The organism is Aeromonas sp. s2 (assembly GCF_040907935.1).
In the GTDB taxonomy this organism is placed as follows: Bacteria; Pseudomonadota; Gammaproteobacteria; order Enterobacterales; family Aeromonadaceae; genus Aeromonas; species Aeromonas dhakensis.
In genome coordinates this window covers 139,716-154,606 of the sequence record NZ_JBFOCR010000002.1, presented here as the reverse complement: position 1 = coordinate 154,606, position 14,891 = coordinate 139,716, and the positions used below count along the sequence as shown (strand labels likewise).

The 14,891-nt window shown below is 62.3% G+C and carries 16 protein-coding genes; 3 read left to right on the top strand and 13 right to left on the bottom strand.

Features of this window, described 5'->3' with window-relative positions:
* Nucleotides 1–404 precede the first annotated feature (404 nt).
* The 5 genes from mdh to AB5Y81_RS00900 form a co-directional block, all read right to left on the bottom strand.
* Entirely contained in the window at nt 405–1,340 is a 936-nt protein-coding gene (mdh, locus tag AB5Y81_RS00920; protein WP_279484880.1) for a malate dehydrogenase, read from the bottom strand.
* A gap of 221 nt (nt 1,341–1,561) precedes the next feature.
* Nucleotides 1,562–2,224 (bottom strand): arginine ABC transporter permease ArtM, encoded by a 663-nt coding sequence (gene artM / locus AB5Y81_RS00915; RefSeq protein ID WP_017780274.1) that lies wholly within the window; start codon nt 2,222–2,224, stop codon nt 1,562–1,564.
* 2 nt (nt 2,225–2,226) lie between these two features.
* Nucleotides 2,227–2,877 carry an arginine ABC transporter permease ArtQ gene (gene artQ, locus AB5Y81_RS00910; RefSeq protein ID WP_017765288.1) on the bottom strand — a complete coding sequence of 217 codons (651 nt, stop codon included), beginning with the start codon at nt 2,875–2,877 and terminating at the stop codon, nt 2,227–2,229.
* A 3-nt stretch (nt 2,878–2,880) separates the two neighbouring features.
* Nucleotides 2,881–3,618 (bottom strand): transporter substrate-binding domain-containing protein, encoded by a 738-nt coding sequence (locus AB5Y81_RS00905; RefSeq protein ID WP_010635152.1) that lies wholly within the window; start codon nt 3,616–3,618, stop codon nt 2,881–2,883.
* Between the two features lie 25 nt (nt 3,619–3,643).
* On the bottom strand, nt 3,644–4,384 hold the full coding sequence (locus AB5Y81_RS00900; protein WP_005308671.1) for an ATP-binding cassette domain-containing protein: 741 nt from the start codon (nt 4,382–4,384) through the stop codon (nt 3,644–3,646).
* Nucleotides 4,385–4,585: 201 nt separating this feature from the next.
* Between AB5Y81_RS00900 and argR the strand changes: the two genes are divergently transcribed.
* On the top strand, nt 4,586–5,056 hold the full coding sequence (gene argR / locus AB5Y81_RS00895) for a transcriptional regulator ArgR (protein ID WP_005308670.1): 471 nt from the start codon (nt 4,586–4,588) through the stop codon (nt 5,054–5,056).
* Between the two features lie 82 nt (nt 5,057–5,138).
* Here the strand turns inward: argR and AB5Y81_RS00890 are convergent, their stop codons facing one another.
* From AB5Y81_RS00890 to glnK, 5 genes are all read right to left on the bottom strand, one after another.
* Nucleotides 5,139–6,044, bottom strand: coding sequence for a Dyp-type peroxidase (locus AB5Y81_RS00890; RefSeq protein WP_117404968.1), 906 nt, complete (start codon nt 6,042–6,044; stop codon nt 5,139–5,141).
* A gap of 103 nt (nt 6,045–6,147) precedes the next feature.
* Complete coding sequence (locus AB5Y81_RS00885) at nt 6,148–7,182, bottom strand: ABC transporter ATP-binding protein (RefSeq protein WP_117404966.1); 1,035 nt, start codon at nt 7,180–7,182, stop codon at nt 6,148–6,150.
* Nucleotides 7,183–7,251: 69 nt separating this feature from the next.
* Entirely contained in the window at nt 7,252–8,877 is a 1,626-nt protein-coding gene (locus AB5Y81_RS00880) for an iron ABC transporter permease (RefSeq protein ID WP_117404964.1), read from the bottom strand.
* 39 nt (nt 8,878–8,916) lie between these two features.
* The gene (locus tag AB5Y81_RS00875; protein ID WP_017782229.1) at nt 8,917–9,924 is read right to left on the bottom strand and encodes a Fe(3+) ABC transporter substrate-binding protein; all 1,008 of its coding nucleotides are present in this window, start codon (nt 9,922–9,924) and stop codon (nt 8,917–8,919) included.
* A gap of 206 nt (nt 9,925–10,130) precedes the next feature.
* Entirely contained in the window at nt 10,131–10,469 is a 339-nt protein-coding gene (gene glnK, locus AB5Y81_RS00870; protein WP_005308655.1) for a P-II family nitrogen regulator, read from the bottom strand.
* Between the two features lie 201 nt (nt 10,470–10,670).
* On the opposite strand from glnK, the gene arfB reads away from it, so the two are divergent.
* Nucleotides 10,671–11,087 carry an alternative ribosome rescue aminoacyl-tRNA hydrolase ArfB gene (gene arfB / locus AB5Y81_RS00865; protein ID WP_005308653.1) on the top strand — a complete coding sequence of 139 codons (417 nt, stop codon included), beginning with the start codon at nt 10,671–10,673 and terminating at the stop codon, nt 11,085–11,087.
* Nucleotides 11,088–11,110: 23 nt separating this feature from the next.
* On the top strand, nt 11,111–11,605 hold the full coding sequence (locus AB5Y81_RS00860; RefSeq protein WP_005308651.1) for a methylated-DNA--[protein]-cysteine S-methyltransferase: 495 nt from the start codon (nt 11,111–11,113) through the stop codon (nt 11,603–11,605).
* Nucleotides 11,606–11,952: 347 nt separating this feature from the next.
* Here the strand turns inward: AB5Y81_RS00860 and AB5Y81_RS00855 are convergent, their stop codons facing one another.
* From AB5Y81_RS00855 to AB5Y81_RS00845, 3 genes are all read right to left on the bottom strand, one after another.
* On the bottom strand, nt 11,953–13,149 hold the full coding sequence (locus AB5Y81_RS00855; RefSeq protein ID WP_005308649.1) for a NupC/NupG family nucleoside CNT transporter: 1,197 nt from the start codon (nt 13,147–13,149) through the stop codon (nt 11,953–11,955).
* Between the two features lie 182 nt (nt 13,150–13,331).
* A complete protein-coding gene (locus tag AB5Y81_RS00850) occupies nt 13,332–14,267 on the bottom strand; it encodes a LysR family transcriptional regulator (protein WP_026141420.1) in 936 nt (311 codons plus the stop codon).
* Nucleotides 14,268–14,349: 82 nt separating this feature from the next.
* On the bottom strand, nt 14,350–14,886 hold the full coding sequence (locus AB5Y81_RS00845; RefSeq protein WP_017782231.1) for a glutathione peroxidase: 537 nt from the start codon (nt 14,884–14,886) through the stop codon (nt 14,350–14,352).
* Between the last annotated feature and the right edge of the window lie 5 nt (nt 14,887–14,891).

Below are 14,891 nucleotides of genomic sequence, written 5' to 3'. Positions count from 1 at the left end.
CGCTGGCGCAGTGGCGGGTGTTGCACTCGCTGCCGCTACCGGTGCAGCAGGGGGGGCTGGCGTTGCCGTGGTTGGCGCGGCAGCCGGTGCGGGAGCCGCAGCAGAGGACGGGGCAGCCGCAGAGGACTGGGCGGCAACCTCCGGCTGCGCCGGCGCACTGGCCGCCGGCGTGGCCCCGCTCGTCGCGGTGGCGGCAGAGGCGGAAGGCTCTGCCCCCTGCGCCTGGCCCGTCAGCAATGGGGGCGTCAGCAAACAGAGCAGGCCGACAAGGGTAATGGGTTTCATCATAAGGATCTCCTGCAGCACCCTGTTATCGGCAGCCGGCGGCATCCCCTTAGTCCGGCACCGCCTGCCCATAACGACAAAGGGGAGCCGAAGCTCCCCTTGCTGTCCATCCGGACGCCTTACTTGACGAAGTCGACACCCAGCTGGATATCGGCTTTCAGGGTGGCCAGCATGCCATCCATCGCCTCTTGTTCGAAGGCGCTCAGCTTGCCGTAGTCCAGCACGGTTTCGACGCCGTTCTTGCCAAGCAGGATGGGCTGGGCGAAGAAGGTGGCGTGCTTGCCGTCGCCTTCCACGTAGGCGCACTCGATGACGTTGGCTTCACCCTGCAGACCCTTGATGAGCGACAGACCGAAACGGCAGGCCGCCTGACCCATGGAGAGAGTGGCGGAACCGCCACCGGCCTTGGCTTCCACCACTTCGGTACCGGCGTTCTGGATACGCTTGGTCATGGCGGCCACTTCGTCAGCGGTGAAGCTGGCACCTTCGATCTGGGAGAGCAGCGGCAGAATGGTCACGCCACTGTGGCCACCGATCACGTTGACGCGCAGCTTGTCGACGTTCAGACCCTTGGCCTCGGCCACGAAGGTCTCGGCACGGATCACGTCCAGGGTGGTGACGCCGAACAGGCGACGCTTGTCATAGACACCGGCTTTCTTCAGCACTTCGGCGGCGATGGCGACCGTGGTGTTGACCGGGTTGGTGATGATGCCGATCAGCGCTTTCGGGCAGGAGGCGGCGCACTTTTCCACCAGATTCTTGACGATGCCGGCGTTGATGTTGAACAGGTCGGAACGATCCATGCCGGGCTTGCGAGCCACGCCGGCGGAGATCAGCACGACATCGGCGCCGACCAGAGCCGGGCTCGGATCTTCACCGCAGAAACCTTTTACTTTCACGTCAGTCGGGATATGGCTCAGATCGACCGCCACGCCCGGGGTCACCGGAGCGATGTCATACAGGCTCAATTCGGAACCAGCAGGCAGACGGTTTTTCAACAGCAGAGCGAGGGCTTGGCCGATGCCACCGGCGGCACCCAGAACGGCAACTTTCATGATCAACTCCATGTTTAAGCGTAGGTTTAAGGTTGTTTCTTGTTGTGCGCCCAACCTTAAAGGATCCCCCCCTAAAAAACAATCTGATAACAGTTGTAATCACAGGTTCTGTGAGCCAATAAACAGGCGGCGAATAAAAATGGGGGAAAATGCAAAAAATTGGAGGGGAAGCACAGATTTCCTGCACTTCCCCTCACCATTAATAGGTAGATCTGCCGACTTCAGCCCTGGAAGGCCAACGCCCTGCGTTCACACCAACGAAAACCAATTGTTAACAATCCGTTCATGGTCAGGTAGAGGGCACCGGCCACGGTGAACACCGCCAGGGTGTCATAGGTCTGGGCATTGAGGCGCTGGGCCAGCCCCATCACATCCATGATGGTGATGGTACTGGCGAGCGAACTCCCCTTGAGCACCAGGATCACCTCGTTGGAGTAGGCGGGTACCAGTCGCCGGGCGGCGTGACGCACCTTCATCCACAGAGTTTGGCCGGCGGAGAAGCCGAGCGCGCGGCAGGCCTCTACCTCACCGGCCGGGATGGCATCGAGCGCCCCCTTGAACAAGCGGGTGGAGTAGGCGGCGGTGTTGAAGCCGAGCGCCAGCACGGCGCAGAACCAGGGCTGCTTGAGCAACGGCCAGAGCGGCCCCTCTTTGAGCCAGGCAAACTGGCCCGGCCCGTAGTAGATGAGGAAGATCTGGATCAGCAGCGGCGTGCCGGTGAAGACCAGCACCCACAGCTGCACCAGCTGGGTCGCCACCGGGATGCGGCGCTCCAGCACCCAGGTCATGGCTGCCGCCATCAGCACGCCCAGCAGCAGACTGCCGGCGGTCAGTTGCAGAGTAATCGCCAGGCCACCCAGCAGGGTCATCAGGTAATCCTGCATGATCAGCCTCCGTAACGGCGGGTATAGCGGGCTGCCTGCTTCAAGCCGAACTCACTCACCAGGCTGATGGCCAGGTAGATGAGGGCCGCCGCGGCATACCAGGTGAAGGGTTGATAGGTACTGGCCGAGGCCATCTGGGCCTGGCGCATCATCTCGTTCACCCCGATAAGCGACACCAGTGCAGTGTCCTTGAGCAGCACCAGCCACTGGTTGCCGAGTCCCGGCAGGGCGTGCCGCCAGGCCTGGGGCAGCACGATGCGAAAGAAGATGTGGCGCTTGCCAAGGCCCAACGCCAGCGCCGCCAGCCGCTGCCCGGCGGGCACCGCATTGAGGGCGGCCCGCAGGGTCTGGGTGGCGTAGCTGGCGAACAGCAGGGAGAGCGCCAGCACGCCGCAGGCGAACGGGCTGAACTCCACGTACTCGCCAGTGATGAGGAACAGCACCTGGGTCGAGCCGAAGTAGATGAACAGCACCACCAGCAGCTCGGGCAACCCGCGAATAAGCGTGGTGAGGGTGGCTACCGGCCACACCAGCCACCGCTGCTTGCTCAGCTCGGCGGCGCTGAACGCCAGCGCCAGCACCATGCCCCCGACCAGGGAGGCCAGGGCCAGCCCGAGGGTCATCCAAGCTGCATCCAACAACAGGCTCAACATGGCTTAGTGCGCGAAATATTTGTCGTAGATCTTCTGATAGGTGCCGTTGGCCTTGATGTCGGCCAGCCCCTTGTTCAGCTGGGTCAGCAGTTCCTGATTGCCCTTGGCCACCGCGATGCCAAAACCGGTACCGAAGTACTTGGCGTCGGTCACAGGTGCGCCGATCACGCTGTACTCCTTGTGCTGCTTGAGCCAGTCGGCGGCGACCGCGGTATCGGCAAACACGCCGTCGGTGCGGCCGTTCATCATGTCGAGGAAGGCGCTCTGGTAGCTGGCATAGGGCACGGTCAGCAGCCCCTTGCTCACCCAGTTGTCCACCAGATAGGACTGGTGGGAGCTGCCGTTCTGCACGCCAACAGTCTTGTCCACCAGATCTTCCGGCCCCTTGAAGTCACCCTTCTTGGTCACGAACACGGCGGAGTTCTGGTAATAGATGTCGGAGAAGTCGACCTGGGCGGCCCGCTCCGGGGTCACGTCCATGGCGGCGATGGCGGCGTCGTAGCGACGGAATTTCAGGCTGGGGATCAGGCTGTCAAAAGCCTGGTTGTGGAAGCTGCACTCCAGCTTGGCCTGTTCACATATGGCGCGGGCCAGGTCGATATCAAACCCCTGGAACTCGTTCTTGTCGTCCAGGTATTCGAACGGTGCGTAGGTGGCCTCGGTGGCGAACTTGATCTCTTTTGCCAGCACCTGGGTGCTCAGCAGGCCCATGGCCGCGATCAGCAACAGACTCTTTTTCATGACAGCTTCCTTATCGATTTGAATATCAATGCATCAAGAATTCGGCAAACCGGCTGGTTTGCGGGGCTTGGAAAATGGCAGCGGAGCCCGCTTCGATGATCCGCCCCTTCTCCAGATAGATCACCTGGCTGGCCACCTTGCGAGCGAACTCTACCTCGTGGGTCACCACCACCTGGGTGATGCCGGTCTGGCCCAGGTTGCGGATGATCTCCGCCACTTCCTTGGTGATCTCGGGGTCGAGGGCCGCGGTCGGCTCGTCAAACAGCAGCACCTGGGGGTCCATCATCAGGGTACGGGCGATGGCCACCCGCTGCTGCTGACCGCCAGACAGCCTCGCCGGCCAGGCGTCGCGCTTGTCGGCCAGTTGCAGCTGGGCCAGCAGATAGCCCCCCTTCTCCATGGCCGCCGCCTTGCTCATGCCAAGCAGCTTGACGGGCGCCTCGATGAGGTTCTCCATCACGGTGAGATGGGGCCACAGATTGTACTGCTGGAACACCATGCCCACCTTGCGCCGCAGCGCCTGGGTCTGGCGGTTGAACTCGGCAGTGGAGAGGCTGGAGGGGAAAGAAAATTCACTTTCACCGATGCGCAGAACACCGGCATCCGGGGTGTCCAGCAGGTTCATCATGCGCAGCAGAGAGCTCTTGCCGGCACCGCTCGGACCCAGCAGCACCAGGGTTTCACCGGGCGCGGTCCGAAAGCTGACCTGTTGCAGTACCGGCACCTTGTGCCAGGATTTTTCGATACCGATTAATTCAATACCCATACAGCCCAATTGAATAAGTTTTCAAAATTTCGTCCTGATTCTAACGCTGGCATGGGTGGATGCAAGCTATATTTGAATCAATATGCAGAACAAGCGCCGCTTCCTTGCAAAAATAGGCATATGAATGCAAAATGGGCACGCTGTTCATATCTGCCGCCTGAGCGTGACAGGCAGCCAAACCTCCTCATTCGTGAGTCCAAGATGAAGCATAACGACAAGCAAGAAAAACTGGCCAAGGCCTTTAAAGCCTTGCTGAAAGAAGAACGATTTGGCTCCCAGGCAGAGATAGTGACTGCCCTGCAAGAGATGGGCTTCGAAAACATCAACCAGTCCAAGGTATCGCGCATGCTGAGCCGCTTCGGCGCCGTTCGCACCCGCAATGCCAAGATGGAGATGGTCTACTGCCTGCCGGTGGAACTGGGCGTGCCCACCACCTCCAGCCCGCTCAAGAATCTGGTGCTGGATGTCGACCACAACGGTGCCCTGGTGGTGATCCATACCAGTCCGGGTGCGGCCCAGCTGATCGCCCGCCTGCTCGACTCCCTCGGCAAGGCCGAAGGGATCCTCGGCACCATCGCCGGTGATGACACCATCTTCATCACCCCGACCAGCGACACCGACATCGAGGAGCTCTACCTCTCCGCCCTCGAGCTGTTCGAACAGACGCCGTAAGGGTGGCTACCGCCCCGTGGCGGTTGCACCAGAACGCAAAATCCCGGCCAAGGCCGGGATTTTTGTTATCTGCTGGTCGAGCTTATTTGCCCTGCCCCAGCAGAAAATCTTCGGAAGGGGCGAAGAAAGCCGCACCGGTCACCGCCCTGGTGAAGCGCAGCAGGTGATCGAAGTGGCTGCCCTCCCCCTTGTACATGCTGGCCAGCATAGCGTTGAAGTGCTGCGGGGTGCGACAGCAGGAGATGAAGTAGAGCCCCTGCTCGGTCATGGTGCCCCAGGGCATGCTCTGGCGCAGGATCTCCATGGACTCCCCCTTCGGCGTCTTGAGGTTGACCCGCTTGATGTGGGCAGTCAGCGGCTTGTCGGCCGACTCGTACTCGATGTTGTCGACCTTGGTGCGACCTATGATGTCTTCCTGCTCCTTCAGCGCCAGCTTCTCCCAGTCGCTCATGGCGTGGACCCAGCGCTGCACGTGGATGTAGGAGCCGCCGGCAAACTCGCCATCGGCCAGCAGCGCCACTTCGGCGCGGTGCTCATCCTGCGGGTTCTCGGTGCCATCGACAAAACCGGTCAGATCGCGGCAGTCGAGGTTGCGAAAACCGCGCACCTCTTCCGCCAGCTCTACCAGCCCGGCCAGCAGGGCCATGACGCGCTGACCGGCGTGGTGCAGCACATCGACCCGATCGGCACGCAGCTGCACGAACAGATCGAACGGGGTGTTGGGGGCCTCCTGACCGTTGGCGGATTGCGCCATAAAGCTGCGGAACTGGGGTGGACGGGCGGCAGGATAGAGGCCATCCCAGGCGTCGGCGCCGACGGCCACCAGACCGCTGAAGCCGGCAGCGGGGAAATCGGCGGCTATCGCCTCCCACAGGGCCGGCAATCTGGCCAGACGGGCCACCAGCTCGGCGGCGTCACCGGTGCGGTTGAACATCAGATAGAGGGCGTGCAGATTGGGCTCTGCGCAGATCCCGGCTTGGGCTTTCATATATCTCTCCCCTGAACAGACATTGGCGATATGGGCGGTTAGCGTGGCGCGATTATAAACCAGCGCGGTTCCAGTTCATTGATTTCACGACGATATCACGCGTTCAGGGTAAAGGGTCAAACAACACCAGGGCGTGAGGGGTCACCCTGACCCGCGCCCGCGCGCCCTCCAGCGGCTCGCCGATGCTCGCCTCCAGCCGCAACTCGCCACTCTCGAACAGCACCCGGCAGTGGTGGCCTAAGAACTGCTGCTCCACCACCTTGATCTCGCCATCCGCGGCGCTCTCCAGCAGCAACTGCTGGGGCCTGAGCATCAGTTGCAACAGCTCACCCGCTTCCCGGCCGTGAGGCTCGCTGCCGCAGATGACCCCGAGCGCCGTGCGCACGCAGTGGCTGTCCACCACCTCGGCCGCCAGGTAGTTGACCCCGCCGAGAAACTCCGCCACAAAGCGATTCTGGGGGCGACGATAGAGCTGCTCAGGCTGGCCCACCTGCTCGATATGACCCGCGCGAAACAGCGCCAGCCGATCGGCGAAAGCAAAGGCCTCCTCCTTGCTGTGGCTGACGAAGATGGCGCCGATCCCCTGCTGCTTGAGCAGGGCGCGGATCTCGAGGATCAGCTTCATCCGTACCTGGGTGTCGATGTTGGAAAAGGGCTCGTCCAGCAGCATCAGCCGCGGCTTGCACACAAGCGCCCGGGCGATGGCCACCCGCTGTTGCTGGCCACCGGAGAGCTGGTGCGGATAGCGATCCCCCAGCCCCTGCAGATTGACCAGCGCCAGCGCCTCGTCCACCTGCTGCTGGCGGGCACGGTGATCGAGTTTGGTCAGGCCAAAACCAACGTTGTCGGCCACCGTCAGGTGGGGAAAGAGGGCGTAATCCTGAAAGATCATGCCGATGTTGCGCGCCTCGGGCGGCACGCTGGCACCCGGCCCGTCGAGCAGGGTATCGCCGAGGCGGATCGTACCCTCCGCCAGCGGCAGCAGGCCGGCGATGGCCTTGAGCAACGTGGTCTTGCCGCAGCCGCTCGCCCCCAGCAGGCAGACGATCTCGTTGTCGGCCACCGTCAGGGAGAGCTGTTCCAGCACATTGCGGCCGTTGTAACGGCAACTGACATTTTCAACCTGCAAACAGGACAAGGCTGACTTCCTCATATTCTTTTGAACCAGACCGACCGGCGGCCAGACACCACTCCAGGGTGGGCGAACTCAGTGCCCCGCCCCATCCAGGTTGCGGTTGACCCAGATGAGCGGCAACAACCCCACCAGCACGATGACGATGGCGCCGAGCGCGCCGCGCTCCAGCATCTCGTCCGAGACGAACTGGTAGACGTGGGTCGCCAAGGTATCGAAGTTGAACGGCCGCAGCAGCAGGGCGGCAGGCAGCTCTTTCATGGATTCGATGAACACCAGCATGGCACCGGCAAACAGGCCGCGCCGCACCAGCGGCAGGTGCACCCGCCGCAGCATGGCGCCATCCCCCTGCCCCAAGGAGCGGGCCGCCATGTCGAGGCTGGGGGAGATCTTGCCCATGCTGCTCTCCACCGAGCCGATGGCGATGGCCACGAAGCGCACCAGATAGCCGAACACGATGGCGGTGAGGGTACCGGTCAGCAGCAACCCAGGCCCCTGGCGCCCCAGCCACTCGGCCAGATCGTTGATGGCAAAGTCGAGGGCGGTGAGCGGCACCAGCACCCCGATGGCGAGCACGGTACCCGGCATGGCGTAACCCATGGCGGCGATGCGCAGCGGCAACAGGCTCTTGGGCCCGCCATCGAGGCGACGGCAGAAGCCGAGCAGCAGGGCGATGCCCATGGCCAGCAGGGCGGTCAGCGCCGAGATGAGCAGACTGTTGCCGGCGAAGCGGACAAACTCCGGCGTCCACGACAACTCGAAATAACGCACCCCATAATCCAGCAGGATGAAGAATGGCAGGCCGAAGCCGGCCAGCACCAGCCCCCAGCACCAGAGACCGGCCAGCCAGCGCCGCGCACCCTTGAGCGGGTAGCGCAGCGGCTGTTCGTGGCCCATGGACTTCTGGAACACCTGCTGCCGACTGCGGGAGCGGCGCTCCAGCGCGATCAGCAGCACCACCGCCAGCAACATCAGGCAGGAGAGCTTGGCGGCGGTGGCCAGACTACCGTAGCCAAGCCAGGTATCGTAGACCGCCGTGGTCAGGGTGTTGATGGCAAAGAAGTGGACGGTGGCAAAGTCCGCCAACGTCTCCATCGCCACCAGGGATACCGCCACCATGATGGCCGGGCGCGCCAGCGGCAGGCTGAGGCGGCGAAAACTCTGCCAGGGGCTGCAACCCAGCAGACGGCTGGAGTGAATGAGGCTGACCGACTGCTCCAGAAAGGAGGCGCGGGTCAGCAGATAGACGTAGGGAAACAGTACCAGCGCCAGCACCCAGGCGGCGCCGCCAAGGGAGCGGATGGCCGGAAACCAGTAATCGGCCGGACTGCTCCAGCCAAACAGCTGGCGCAGCCCCGCCTGCAGCGGACCCGAGTAGTCGAGCAGATCCGTGTAGACGTAAGCCACTATGTAGGAGGGCATGGCCATGGGCAGCATCAGCGCCCACTGCAGGGCCCGCCGCCCCGGCACCTGACACATGGCCACCAGCCAGGCGGTCGGCACGCCGAACAGCAGGCTGAGCAGCACAACACCAACCACCAGCCCCAGGGTATTGGTCAGATAGTCGAACAGTACGGTATCGGCGAGGTGGCTAAACAGATCTCCGTCGGCCGAGAAGGCGGAGAAGACCAGGGCAAGCACCGGCAAGGCCAGCAGCAGGGCGCTGGCCCAGCTGCCGGTAATCCATCCAAAATTTTTCATGAGACCACAGAGGTTGATGGGGCCGTTGGCCCCATCTGATTACAAGTCGAATTTCACTTCATCCAGCAGCTGCAAGGCGTCCTTGCGGTGCTTGGCGTAATCGCTGACCGGCAGGGCGTCAGACTTGAAACTGCCCCAGGACTTGACCATGGCGGAAGGCTCGACCCCGGCCTTGACCGGATACTCGGCATTCACGTCCGCATACATGTGCTGGGCGGTGTCGCCGGCCAGAAACTCCATCAGCTTCTGGGCCTCGGCCTTGTTCTTGGCATATTTGGTCATGGCCACGCCGCTCACGTTGACGTGGGCACCGCGATCCCCCTGGTTCGGGAAGTTGATGTAGACGGCATCGGCCCAGGATTTCTGCGCCGGATCCTTCAGCATGGCGCCCAGGTAGTAGCTGTTGCCGAGCGACAGGTCACAGATACCATCCTTGATCGCCTTGACCTGATCCCGGTCGTTGCCCTGCGGCTTGCGCGCCAGGTTGGCCTTGACCCCTTCCAGCCAGGTTTTAGCATCCGCCATGCCGTGATGAGCGATCATGGAGGAGACCAGCGCCACATTGTACTCATGCTTGCCGCTGCGGGTGCAGATTTTTCCTTTGAATTCAGGTTTGGCCAGATCTTCGTAGCTGATAGTGTCCAGCTTGCCGAGGCGATCCTTGCTGGAATAGATGGCGCGCACGCGGGTGGTCAGGGCGAACCAGCGGTTGTCCGGATCGCGATAGATGGCGGGGATGTTCTCCTGCAGGATCTTGCTGTCTACCGGCTGCACCAGCCCCTTGTCCACCAGATCGGTCAGCCGGCTGATGTCGACGGTCAGCATCAGATCCGCCGGGGAGAGCTTGCCTTCCCGCTCCAGACGCTCGTTCAGACCCTCTTTGGCGAACACCACATTGACCTTGATGCCCGACTCTTTCTCGAATTGCTGGATGATGGGCTTGATCAGCTCATCCTGGCGGTTGGAGTAGACATTCACTTCCCCTGCTGCAAACGCCGATTGAGCCGCCAACGCAGAGAAAGCCAGTGCCAACATCTTCATTTTCATCATCCATTCCTTGAGTTGCTACATCGAGTGAGAACCATTGCTGTTTGCATTTTGCATTGAGCTCGACAGCGGGATCAAGAAATCCTGACGTTGCGGGATCACATATTTAAACGCCGTTCAAACAAAGGGGCCGGATAGAATCCTATCCAGCCCCGCCATGGAGTCAATCAGCGACACCCCATCGACCACCAGCCCCGTCAGGGCCGTCAGAGCGCCTCGTCGTCGTTCTCGCCGGTCCGAATGCGCACGGCCTGCAGCAGGTCGTAGACGAAGATCTTGCCGTCACCTATCTTGCCGGTGTAGGCGGCCTTGCAGATCGCCTCGATCACCCCTTCGACGTTGTCATCGGCGGTGGCGATCTCCAGCTTGACCTTGGGCAGGAAGTCGACCTGATACTCGGCTCCCCGGTATAATTCGGTGTGCCCCTTCTGGCGGCCAAACCCTTTGACCTCGGACACGGTCAGACCCTCGACCCCCAAGATGGCGACGGCCTCGCGCACGTCATCCAACTTGAAGGGTTTGATAATCGCAGTAATCAGCTTCATCTGGTTGCTCCCAATCCATGGTATGTCATGAATGGGGAATCAATTCTTGTGCCAAGTCTTTTTATTGTTTAATTTCAAAAAGATAGCATTTGCGTCTGGAGCAGGACTCTCCCGACATCACCAAGGGAGCGCAGCTCGCCCCATTATGAGGCACCAAGCTGAACCAGCCAGCGCCGCTGCACCAAACAAGAGCACAGCAGTATGTTAGTCATCTCCAACAGCGTCACCCTGCCCTGGCATGAACTGCAATTCCAGACCATGCGGGCACAGGGCAACGGCGGCCAGCACGTCAACAAGACCGACTCCGCCGTCTGGTTGCGCTTCGATTACCGCAGCTCCCCCAGCCTCACCCCGCTCTACAAGGAGGGGCTCGACAAGCTGAGCGACAGCCGGGTTCACGACGGCTTCATCCTGATCCGGGTCGAGACCCATCGCAGTCAGGACATGAACCGCAAGGAGGCGATGAACCGCCTGGTGGAGCTGCTGAAAAAAGCAGCCTGGCGTCCCAAGGCCCGCCACGCCACCAAGCCGACCCGCAGCTCCCAGCGCAAGCGGGTCGATGCCAAGAAGCGCAAGGGGGAGATCAAATCGACCCGCGGCAAGCCGGTCGTGGACTAGGCCCGACACCCGAGGATGACAACATGCAATACAGTTTTTGCGACAGCGCCCACGGCCCCCTGCTCATCGCCATCGATCGGGACGGGCTGCGTTACGTGGAGTTCGTGCGAGGCGAGCAACCGGTGACCCCGACCGACCAGTGGCAGCGGGACGACTTGGCGCTCGCCCCTTTCGTCGAGCAGTTCGCTGCCTACTTCGCCGGTCGCCTGCGCCGCTTCGATCTGCCGCTCGCCGCCCGGGGCACCCCTTTTCAGCAATCGGTATGGCGCGCCCTGGGCGACATTCCCTACGGTGAGACAGTCAGCTATCTCGAGATAGCCCAGGCCATCGGCAATCCCAAGGCGGTGCGGGCGGTGGGTGCCGCCAACGGCCGCAACCCGCTCAGCATCATAGTGCCCTGCCACCGGGTGATCGGCCGCAGCGGCGAGCTGACCGGTTATGCCGGCGGCATCCCCATCAAACGCTGGCTGCTGGCACTGGAGCAGCAGACCGCCGATCACTTTGTGCTGACCCCCTGAGCCGCAGCCGGCATCCCGTTAGCAATCTGGTTGCCGGCGCTGGAACAGCAGACCGCAGACGACGTCGCGCTGCCTCCCTGAGCCACTGACCAGCCAGCCCGCATTGCGTTTAGCAAAATGAACATAGTATGAAGAATCGCCTCAGAAGGGCTTCAGACAGCCTCAGGCATCATGGCTTCACACTTGGATGGCATGGCTCATCCCTCATTCAAGTGGCACCCATGTGACGCTTCCAATCTGTCTTTTTCCCCCGCGCCTCCCTGAGGCGCTTTTTTTTGCCGGCAGACGGGCGCAAAAAAGCCCGCCGAAGCGGGCTCTGACCGGAAGGTGCTAACTTCTGGGGTCAATCAGAGGGCGAGGAACAGGCCGGCCAGCGAGGCGCTCATCAGGTTCGCCAGCACCCCCGCCAGGATGGCGCGCATGCCGTAACGGGCGATGAAGGATTTGCGCTCGGGCACCATGGCACCCAGGCCGCCGATCAGGATCGCCATGGAGGAGATGTTGGCGAAACCGCACAGGGCGAAGGTGACGATAGCCTTGCTCGATTCGCTCAGGGTCTGATCCTGCACCAGGGCGATGAAGGCAACGAACTCGTTCACCACTATCTTGGTGCCGATCAGGGCGCCGGCGGCCTGAGCCTGCTCCCAGGGGATGCCGATCAGCCAGGAGACGGGAGCGAACAGCCAGCCCAGGATGATCTGGAAGCTCAGCTCCAGCCCCACCAGGTCGCCGGCCCAGCCCAGCAGGCCGTTGAGCATGGCGATCACGCCGACGAAGGCCAGCAGGGTGGCCCCCACGGCAACCGCGATGTTGAGACCAGACATGGCACCATCGGCGGCCGCTTCAATCACGTTGGTGGCACGCGGGATCACCACGTCCTGATGATGGTCCTCTTCTTCGGCGGCAGGCGGCACCAGGATCTTGGCCATGGCCAGACCGGCCGGCGCCGACATGAAGGCCGCCGCGATCAGGTATTTCAGCTCGACCCCGATGCTGGCGTAACCCACCAGGGTACCGCCAGCCACGGAGGCGAGGCCGCAGCTCATCACCGCGAAGAACTGGGAGTCGGACATCTTGGAGAGATAGGGTTTGACCACCAGCGGCGCTTCCACCATGCCAACGAAGATGTTGGCGGTGGCGGAGAGGCTCTCGGCGCGGCCGGTGCCCAGCAGCTTCTGCAGGCCGCCGCCAAGCAGGGCGATCACTTTCGGCATCAGGCCGATGTGGTAGAGGATGGCGATCACCGCGGAGAAGAAGATGATGACCGGCAACACGTTGAAAGCAAAGATGAAGCCCAGCTTGAACTTGGCCAGATCGCCAAACAGGAAGGCGATCCCCTCCTGACCGTAACCGATCACGCTGCTCACGCTCTCGCTCACCCCGTTCAGCACGTGCTGACCGGCGGGCAGCCAGAGCACCAGGCCGGCGAAGAGGATCTGCAGGCAGAGGGCCAGGCCCACTGTTCGCAACGGGATACGACGACGATTATCAGAGCAGAGCGTGGCCAGGGCCAGGATGCTCAGGATGCCGAGCAGGGCAATCATAGGGACTCCATCAGGTGGGGCAAAAGATGGGCGCGGATTCTGCGCTCCCAGCCTCACCACTGCAAGTCCAGTTGGTTACAGCCCTGTTAGCAAAAACGTTTTCACGATACCGGTTGCGGCAACTGGCTGATTTGGCTCGATTTTGGTATCAAGCGAAAGCCAGTATTCTTATATGGAAACGATTATTCCTCTGTGCCGGACAATTTGCCGCCGAGCCAGGGGGCCAGCCGCTGTTCCCAGTAGGGATGGGGGCCGAAACCCTCCTTGAGGAAATCGATGAACAGCCGGATCTTGGGATCCAGGTGCTCGCGCCTGGCATAGACGGCGTGTACCGCCATCTTCTGATTTGGTCGCCACTGAGGCAACAACGGGATCAGTTGGCCGGACTGCAGCTCCTTGTCCAGCAGGTAGTTGGCTACGTAGGCGATGCCGAGCCCGGCCAGGGCAGCATCGCGCACCGCCTCCGCCAGATCCACCCGGTAGTTGCCGGCCACCTGCACCGTCTGGCGCTCCTTGCCCTGGCGAAACGACCACTCGTGGTAGCGCCGCTCCCGGCTCTGGTAGGTGATGCAGTTGTGCTGGGCCAGATCCTTGGGATGGAGCGGAGTGCCGTGGCTCAAGAGATAGTCCGGCGAGGCCACCAGCACGAAGCCGATGTCCGCCAGCCGCTGCCCCACCAGGGCCTCGGGTTTGTCCTCGTAGGTGGTGATCCAGAGATCCAGCCCCTCATCCACCAGATTGGTGCGGTGATCGAACAGGGAGACTTCCAGCTCCAGCTCGGGGTAGCGATCCTGAAACGCCTTGAGGCGCGGGATCACGTGCAGCCGGCCGAAAGATTGGCCGACCCCCAGATGGAGCACGCCGCTCACCTTGCCGCGCCGCTCCGCCACCATGGAGTCCGCCTCCAGCGCCACCGCCACCAGGGCACGGCAGTGGCGGGCATACTCCTGACCGAGCTCGGTGAGGGAGAAGCGGCGGGTGGTGCGCTGCACCAGCTGGGCACCGAGTTCTGCCTCGAGCTGGGCCAGCTGCTTGCTGATGTGGGATTTGGAGACGCCGAGCCGCCGGGCGGCGGCAGAGATCCCCTGTTCACGGACCAGGGCATCGAAGATCACCATTTGAGGCAGACGTTGCAGCACAGGATTACCAGACTGGAGAGCGGGCCCCCATTATTCCAGAGCGGCCCGCCGCGGGGTAGCGCTAAAGGCCGAGCGCCCGTTTGACCTCTTGTTGCAGGGGATCGTCCGCCGGATTCTGGTTGGCACCGTAGCTGCCGATGAGCTTGCCGTCGCGCCCCACCAGGTATTTGTGGAAATTCCAGTTGGGGGCATCGCCATCGGCTGCCGCCGCCAGCCCCTTGAACAGGGGTACCGCATCCGAGCCCCGCACCGCCACCCGGTTGAACATGGGGAAGGTGACCCCGTAGTCGCGCCGGCACACCTCGGCGGTCTTGTTCTCGTTGCCCGCCTCCTGTCTGAAGTCGTTGGAGGGGAAGCCCAGCACCACCAGCCCCTGCTCCTTGTAGCCCTGATAGAGCCGCTCCAGATCCCGAAACTGGCCGCTGTAGCCACAATAAGAGGCGGTGTTGACCACCAGCACCACCTTGCCCTCGGTCAGCTGGCAGAGGTTGTGGCGCTGGGTGCTGTTGAGCTCCCGCATCTCCACGTTGAAGTAGTCGGGGCAGGCGGCGCCGGCCATGCCGGATGCCAGCGTCAGCAACAAGACAATCCTTTTCATCGAGT